Annotated in this window: 8 protein-coding genes; all 8 read left to right on the top strand. The window is 70.5% G+C overall.

Features of this window, described 5'->3' with window-relative positions; translation table 11 throughout:
* The coding region (gene pilB / locus B351_RS0111840; RefSeq protein WP_019399259.1) for a type IV-A pilus assembly ATPase PilB at positions 1 to 1,171 on the top strand (1,171 nt) is incomplete at its 5' end.
* A 341-nt stretch (positions 1,172 to 1,512) separates the two neighbouring features.
* On the top strand, positions 1,513 to 1,989 hold the full coding sequence (locus tag B351_RS0111835; protein ID WP_019399258.1) for a transposase: 477 nt from the start codon (positions 1,513 to 1,515) through the stop codon (positions 1,987 to 1,989).
* A gap of 314 nt (positions 1,990 to 2,303) precedes the next feature.
* Positions 2,304 to 2,714, top strand: a complete 411-nt coding sequence (ybgC, locus tag B351_RS0111830) for a tol-pal system-associated acyl-CoA thioesterase (protein ID WP_019399257.1) — start codon at positions 2,304 to 2,306, stop codon at positions 2,712 to 2,714.
* Positions 2,715 to 2,784: 70 nt separating this feature from the next.
* Complete coding sequence (gene tolQ, locus B351_RS0111825; protein ID WP_019399256.1) at positions 2,785 to 3,561, top strand: protein TolQ; 777 nt, start codon at positions 2,785 to 2,787, stop codon at positions 3,559 to 3,561.
* Between the two features lie 25 nt (positions 3,562 to 3,586).
* Positions 3,587 to 4,015 carry a protein TolR gene (gene tolR, locus B351_RS0111820; protein ID WP_019399255.1) on the top strand — a complete coding sequence of 143 codons (429 nt, stop codon included), beginning with the start codon at positions 3,587 to 3,589 and terminating at the stop codon, positions 4,013 to 4,015.
* 19 nt (positions 4,016 to 4,034) lie between these two features.
* Positions 4,035 to 5,021, top strand: coding sequence for a cell envelope integrity protein TolA (tolA, locus tag B351_RS0111815; protein ID WP_019399254.1), 987 nt, complete (start codon positions 4,035 to 4,037; stop codon positions 5,019 to 5,021).
* Positions 5,022 to 5,240: 219 nt separating this feature from the next.
* The gene (gene tolB, locus B351_RS0111810) at positions 5,241 to 6,560 is read left to right on the top strand and encodes a Tol-Pal system beta propeller repeat protein TolB (protein WP_019399253.1); all 1,320 of its coding nucleotides are present in this window, start codon (positions 5,241 to 5,243) and stop codon (positions 6,558 to 6,560) included.
* Between the two features lie 73 nt (positions 6,561 to 6,633).
* Positions 6,634 to 7,146 carry a peptidoglycan-associated lipoprotein Pal gene (gene pal / locus B351_RS0111805; protein ID WP_026010651.1) on the top strand — a complete coding sequence of 171 codons (513 nt, stop codon included), beginning with the start codon at positions 6,634 to 6,636 and terminating at the stop codon, positions 7,144 to 7,146.
* Positions 7,147 to 7,163 lie beyond the last annotated feature (17 nt).

The raw sequence follows: 7,163 nt of genomic DNA, 5'->3' as shown, positions 1-7,163 counted from the left end.
GGGCGACGACACGCCGGTGGTCAAGTTCGTCAACAAGGTCCTGGTTGACGCCATCCGCCGCGGCGCCTCGGACATCCACTTCGAGCCCTACGAAACCGACTACCGCGTGCGCCTGCGCATCGACGGCCTGCTCAAGACCGTGGCGCGGGCCCCGGTCAAGCTCAACCAGCGCATCGCCGCGCGCCTGAAGGTCATGGCGCAGCTGGACATCGCCGAGAAGCGCGTGCCGCAGGACGGCCGCATCAAGCTCAACCTGTCGAAGACCAAGCAGGTGGACTTCCGTGTCAGCACCCTGCCGACCCTGTTCGGCGAGAAGGTGGTGCTGCGTATCCTCGACGGCAGCGCGGCCAAGCTGGGCATCGACAAGCTCGGCTACGAGCCGGAGCAGCAGAAGCTGTTCCTGGACGCGATCCACAAGCCCTACGGCATGGTCCTGGTCACCGGCCCGACCGGCTCGGGCAAGACGGTGTCGCTGTACACCGCGCTGGGCATCCTCAACGACGAGACCCGCAACATCTCCACCGCCGAGGACCCGGTCGAAATCCGCCTGCCCGGCGTCAACCAGGTCCAGCAGAACAACAAGCGCGGCATGACCTTCGCCGCGGCCCTGCGCAGCTTCCTGCGCCAGGACCCGGACGTGATCATGGTCGGCGAGATCCGCGACCTGGAGACCGCCGAGATCGCGATCAAGGCCGCGCAGACCGGCCACATGGTGCTGTCGACCCTGCACACCAACGACGCGCCGCAGACCATCGCGCGCCTGATGAACATGGGCATCGCGCCCTACAACATCACCTCGTCGGTGACCCTGGTGATCGCCCAGCGCCTGGCGCGCCGGCTGTGCTCCAAGTGCAAGCGCCCGGTGGACCTGCCCGAGCACGCCCTGCTGGCCGAGGGCTTCCCCCCGGAGGAGATCCGCGAGGGCTTCCCCGTGTACGAGCCGGTGGGCTGCGAGGAGTGCACCGAGGGCTACAAGGGTCGCGTCGGCATCTACCAGGTGATGCCGATGAGCGAGGAGATCCAGGCCATCGTCCTGGCCGGCGGCAACGCCATGCAGATCGCCGAGGTGGCGCAGAAGGCCGGCGTGCGCGACCTGCGCCAGTCGGCCCTGCTCAAGGTCCGCCAGGGCATCACCAGCCTGGCCGAGATCAACCGCGTCACCAAGGACTGAGTACCCGACGCCCCGCCATCCGTGCGGGCCGGCCCGGGTTGTCGCCGTGGTGCGGCGGCGACCGTAGGCCGGTGGCCGGCGGCTGGCCGCGCCGGCTGCCTTGGTCGCGGCAGATCGCGCCCGGCCACCGGAGGCACCGCCCGGCTGCCGCGGCCACTGCGCGCGCAGCCGTACCGGTCCGGCCAGGCACCCTCGGATCGGCTGGCGCGGACATGCGTCGCCGGTCCGCGGCGCCGGCCGCCGCCGTGCCCTCATCCGAAAGTCGATGATCGGCGGATTCCTACTTGATGGCGCGGATTTTCCCGCTTTTTTCGGGCCTGTCGGCGCGCCAATCTCGGCGCATGGACATGCCAGTCGCCAATCCCGGCCCCGGCATCCTGGTGGAGGAGGGGTCCGACGTTCCGCTGCAAGGCGGTGTCTTCCACGTGTCCGTGGTGACCCGTGGCCGATACGCCTGCTTTGCCGACTTCCACGTGGCCTGGACGGCCGTGCGCGCCTTCCGCGACCCGGCGGCGCTGGGCGATGCCCGGCTGCTGGCCTGGGTGCTGCTGCCGGACCGGGTGGCGTGGCTGGTCCAGGGCGGCGAGCAGATGCCGATGGAGAAGGCGGTCAGCCGGATGAAGTCCTGCAGCGCAGTGCAGGTCAACAAGACCCTGTTCCGTGCCGGGCCGCTGTGGGAACCGGGCTTCAAGGCGCGCGAGCTGGCGCCCGACGAGGACCCGCGGGCGGTGGCGCGGCGCCTGCTGGTGGCCCCGCTGCAGGCCGGGCTGGCCTCGGAACTGATGGATTACCCCTTCTGGGACTGTGTCTGGCTGTGAGGTCCCCGGCGGGACGGGCGGCGGATGGCTTTCCAGGGGAGGAAGGCGGCAGGCAGGCTGCCGGTGGGGGCGCCGGCAGCCTGCCCCCCTCCGTCCGTCCCGCCGCGGCTCCTGCCATGCCGGCGAGAGGGGCGCTGGGGCATGGCTCCGGCCGGGTTTGCCGGGCTGGGGTTTGTGCTGGCGGCTGGCCGGGCAGGGCGGCGGGCTGATGGGCCCGTGGTGCGGATCGATGGCGATGCGCCAGTGACGCAGGGGCTGGCCGAAGGGGCGCGGAAGCGTCATGCTTTCGCGCTTGGACGCTGCCTCCCCTGCCGATGTTCAGCATTCCGATACGGGTTTACTGGGAAGATACCGACGCCGGTGGCGTGGTCTACCACGCCCGCTACGTGGCCTTCCTGGAGCGCGCGCGCAGCGACGCGTTGCGCGCCATGGGCCGTGGCCAGCACGCCCTGCAGGCGGCCGGACTGGTATTCGCGGTCCACTCGATGCGGCTGGACTTCCTGCGCCCGGCGCGGCTGGACGACCTGCTCGAGGTAACCGCGGAAGTGTCCCGGCTCGGCCGCGCCAGCGTGGTGTTCTCCCAGCGCATCCTGCGCGGGGAGGAGACCCTGCTGGAGGCCGAGGTCAAGGTGGCGTCCCTGCGCGCGGCCGATTTCCGGCCCTGCCCGATGGACCCGGCGCTGTACGAGGAACTCCGGACGCTGCAGGCCGGTCCGATGCGCTGACCGTATCGCCCGCGGCGGGGCCATCGCCCCGCTGGCATTGCACCAAGACGAAGCCATTGAGGAACAAAGGATGATCGGATCGAGCCTGGCCCTGCTGGCCACCGTGGTGGAGGCACTGCCGCCGGACGCGGCCGCGGCGGCCACCGAGGCGGCGGCTACCGCCGCCCATGGCGGCATCAACTACCTGGACCTGATGCTGCGGGCGAGCCTGCCGGTCAAGCTGATCGTGCTGCTGCTGCTGGCCGGTTCGCTGATCAGCTGGGTGATCATTTTCCGCAAGCTGGGCGCGTTCAAGCGCGCCGACCAGGAAGCGGACGAGTTCGAGAACCGGTTCTGGTCCGGCGCCGACCTCGGCAAGCTGTACGCCGCGGCGACCGACCGCAACCGCGTGGTCGTGGGCCTGGAGGCGATCTTCGAGGCGGGTTTCCGCGAGTTCGCGCGCCTGCGCGACAAGCGCCGCCACGACGGCCGCGCCCAGCTCGAGGGCGCGCAGCGCGCCATGCGCGTGGCCTTCACCCGCGAGGTCGGCCAGCTGGAGCGCAACCTGGAGCTGCTGGCCAACATCGGCTCCCCCGCCCCGTACGCGGGCCTGGTCGGCACCGTGTTCGGCATCATGGTGACCATGCACGACATGGTCAGCCAGGGCCAGCAGGTCGGCATCGCCTCGGTGGCGCCGGGCATTTCCGAGGCGCTGTTCGCCACCGCCATCGGCCTGTTCGTGGCCATCCCCGCGGTGTGGGCCTACAACCGCTACACCACCCGGGTCGAGCGCCTGTCGCAGCGCTACGAGAGCTTCGCCGACGAGTTCAGTTCGATCCTGCAGCGCCAGGCCGGCGGCGACGAATGAGCCGCCGCCCCGACGGGAGCACGCCATGAGCACATTCGCCCGGCACAAGCGCCGCAAGCTCAAGTCCGAGATCAACGTCGTTCCCTACATCGACGTGATGCTGGTGCTGCTGATCATCTTCATGGTCACCGCCCCGCTGCTGAGCCTGAGCGTGGACGTGGACCTGCCCAAGTCCAACGCCCGCTCGGTGGACAGCAAGAAGGACCCGGTGATCGTCACCGTGGACGCCGAGGGCCGCTACTTCCTGACCCTGGAAGGCGGCAAGGCGCAGCCGATCGACGCCACCGAGCTGAGCGCGCGGCTGGCGGCGTTCGTGGCCCAGAACAAGGACTTGCCGGTGTTCGTCGCCGCCCCGGGCGGGGTGGAGTACCAGAAGGTGATGGACACCATGGTCCTGGTGCAGGCCGCCGGCGTGCCGCGGGTGAGCCTGATGAGCCAGCCGGGCGGTCGCTGAGGCCGGCCCGCAGGTGAGCATGCACGCCGACGCCTTCTACCATCGCCCCGAAGACCGCGAGAGCGGCCTTGCCGGCCCGCTGCTGCTGGCGCTTGCCCTGCACATCGGCGTGGCCCTGCTGTTCTGGCTGGCCTGGTGGTGGTCGCCACAGCGCAAGGTGGAGCCGGCGGCCGGTTCCCCGGCGATCGAGGCCTCGCTGGTGATGAGCCCGGCCGACCTGGCCGCGGCCCAGCGCCGCGCCGAGGAAGCGCCCAAGCCGGAGCCGCTGCCGGAGCCGGTGGCCGAGACCGCGCCCGAGGAAACCGTGCCACCGCCGCAGCCGCTGCCCGAGCCGCGTCCGCAGGACGCCACGGTGCAGCCGCAGCAGAAGGCCCAGGACTTCATCCCGCAGCCGGACACCGTCGACCAGGACGAGGCCCGCCGCGACGCGATCGCCAAGGAAAAGGCCGAGAAGGAACAGGAAGAGCGCCGCCGCCAGCAGCAGATCGACCTGACCGAACAGCAGCGGCAGAAGGAAGCCGAGAACCAGCGCCGCCTGGCCGCCCAGGCCGAGGAGGCCGAGCGCCAGAAGAAGCTGGCCGAGATCCGCCGCCAGCGCGAGCAGGCCGCGCGCGAGGCCGAGCGCGCCGAGCAGCGCCTGCGCCAGCTGCAGCAGGTCCAGCAGCGCCAGTCCGCGCCTGCCCAGGCCAGCCAGGGCTCGCCGGGGCAGGGCGGCACCAGCGAGGACCTGACCGCCAAGTACGCCGCCGCGATCCAGCAGGCGGTGACCAACCAGTGGATCCGCCCGGACACCGTGCCCCTGGGCCAGCGCTGCCGGGTGCAGATCCGCCAGCTGCCCGGTGGCGAGGTGATCGACGTGAAGGTGCAGCCCGGCTGCCCCTACGACGAGGCCGGCCAGCGCTCGCTGGAGGCGGCCGTCCTGCGCGCCCAGCCGCTGCCCTACCGCGGCTTCGAATCGGTGTTCCAGCGCACCCTGATCCTGAACTTCGAGGCCCGGGACCGCTGAGGCGGACGTGGGAACTTCTTCCTTCCATGGCGGTCTTTGTCGGCCGCCGCGCTCCGTAGCCAGGGAAGCCCCCGGTCGCGGGGTCGTGCCCGCCGGCGGCGGCCGCGGACGGTTCAGGCCGTTGGCTGGGTGTTCACGCGGTTTTCGTTCATGATTGCGAATATGTTCACGCCAGCGCTGGTATCCCTAGCGTCCCCCAAGAGTGTCCAAGCCCTGCCCATGAAAGCATCCCTGCGCTGGTTCTTCCTGCTTGTCTGCCTGGTCGTGCCGGGCCTGGCGACCGCCCAGCAGCAGGGCCTGGAGATCGACATCATCGGCGGCAACGCCTCGGCGCTGCCGATCGCAGTGGTGCCGATGCCGTACGAGGGCGGCGGCACCCCGCCGCAGACCGACGTGGCCAAAGTGGTGCGCGACGACCTGGCGCGCTCGGGCCAGTTCCGCACCCTGCCGGTGGAGCAGATGGTCGAGCGCCCGACCCGCGGCGGCGAGATCCAGTACCCCACCTGGCGCCAGCTCAAGCAGGACTACCTGGTGGTCGGCCGCGTGCTGGACGCCGGCGAGGGTGGCTACCGCGTCGAGTACGAGCTGTTCGACGTGGCCCGTTCCGAGCGCCTGCTGGGCCTGGCGATGACCGCGCGCGCCAGCGCCATGCGCGACGTCGCCCACCAGATGGCCGACGCGATCTACGAGAAGATCCTCGGCGTGCGCGGCGCGTTCTGGACCCGCATCGCCTACGTCACCGCCAGCGGCACCGGCGGCGCGATGCGCTACGCGCTGGTGGTGGCCGACTCCGACGGCTGGAACCCGCAGGTGGTGGTGCGCTCGGCCGAGCCGCTGCTGTCGCCGGCGTGGAGCCCGGACGGGCGCAAGCTGGCCTACGTCAGCTTCGAGCGCGGCAACTCCTCCATCTACATCCAGGACATCGCCACCGGTGCGCGCGAGCTGGTCTCCAGCTTCCGCGGCATCAACAGCGCGCCGTCGTTCTCGCCGGACGGGCGCAAGCTGGCCCTGTCGCTGTCGCGCAGCGGCAACCCCGAGATCTACGTGATGGACCTGGCCAGCAAGCAGCTGACCCAGCTGACCAACCACTTCGGCATCGATACCGAGCCGACCTGGAGCGCCGACGGTTCCACCATCTACTTCACCTCCGACCGCGGCGGCCGCCCGCAGATCTACCAGGTGCCGTCCAGCGGCGGCGCCGCCACCCGGGTGACCTTCCAGGGCAACTACAACGCCACCGCGACCATCTCGCCGGACGGCAAGAAGATCGCGGTCGCCCAGGGCTCGGGCAACACCTACCGCATCGCACTGATGGACTCCAGCCTGGGCGCGCCCCGCTGGAGCACCATCTCCACCGGCTCCCTGGACGAGTCTCCGAGTTTCGCCCCCAACGGCAGCATGCTGATCTACGCCGCGCGCGAGGGTGGCCGGGGAGTGCTGTACGCAGTTTCGGCCGACGCCCGGGTGCGCCAGCGCCTGGTCCTGGCCGACGGCGACGTGCGCGAACCTGCGTGGTCGCCCTACCGCAGCGCGCGTTAAAAATCGGTTGTAAGATTCGCCCGTTGCACGCTTATCTCAACCACCACCCACTGTGCATCACAAGGAAATGATCATGAACAGTTCCACCCGCGTTCTGCTGGTTTCCCTCCTGTCCGTTGCAGCCCTCGCGGGCTGCTCCAAGAAGGTCAAGGAGCAGCCGGCTCCTGAACCGGCGCCGACTCCCGCCCCGACCGCCCCGGTCGCCGACGACGGCCGTTATGGTCCGGAAGACCTGGATACCGATGCCTGCCTGCGCCAGCGCGTCGTGTACTTCGACTTCGACCAGGACGCCCTGAAGCCGGAGTTCCAGGCCATCGTCGCCTGCCACGCCAAGTACCTGCGTGACCGTCCGTCCTCGCGCATCACCCTGCAGGGCCATGCCGACGAGCGCGGCAGCCGCGCCTACAACCAGGGCCTGGGCGAGCGCCGCGGCAACGCCGTCAACTCCGCCCTGCAGGCGGCCGGCGGTTCGGCCAGCCAGCTGGAGGTCGTGAGCTATGGCGAGGAGCGTCCGGTCTGCACCGAGTCGACCGAGAGCTGCTGGGCGCAGAACCGTCGCGTCGAGATCGTCTACACCGCTCGCTAAGCGATGCTTCGCCCTCG

It is taken from the genome of Pseudoxanthomonas sp. GW2, from assembly GCF_000283075.1.
In the GTDB taxonomy this organism is placed as follows: Bacteria; Pseudomonadota; Gammaproteobacteria; order Xanthomonadales; family Xanthomonadaceae; genus Pseudoxanthomonas.
The sequence above is the reverse complement of the archived record's forward strand: the minus strand, read 5'-3'. Positions and strand labels throughout refer to the sequence as shown.